The organism is Vibrio scophthalmi LMG 19158, assembly GCF_000222585.1.
Taxonomy (GTDB): Bacteria; Pseudomonadota; Gammaproteobacteria; order Enterobacterales; family Vibrionaceae; genus Vibrio; species Vibrio scophthalmi.
Genome location: NZ_AFWE01000141.1, coordinates 1 through 207 on the forward strand (window position 1 = coordinate 1; position 207 = coordinate 207).

Consider the following 207-nt stretch of genomic DNA (forward strand, 5'->3'; position numbering starts at 1 on the left):
AATGGTGGGTCGTGCAGGATTCGAACCTGCGACCAATTGATTAAAAGTCAACTGCTCTACCAACTGAGCTAACGACCCTTAGTGGTATCCCGTAGGGGAGTCGAACCCCTGTTACCGCCGTGAAAGGGCGGTGTCCTAGGCCTCTAGACGAACGGGACACTAAGTGTTGAAACACCTTGGGGGGTGTCTCTATCTCTTAAACTTTAT

At 50.7% G+C, this 207-nt stretch carries 2 tRNA genes; both read right to left on the reverse strand.

The features are described from left to right. Positions 1 to 2: 2 nt before the first annotated feature. Positions 3 to 78 (reverse strand) — tRNA-Lys (locus RH88_RS10600). Between the two features lie 4 nt (positions 79 to 82). Beyond that, a tRNA-Glu gene (locus RH88_RS10605) sits at positions 83 to 158 on the reverse strand. Between the last annotated feature and the right edge of the window lie 49 nt (positions 159 to 207).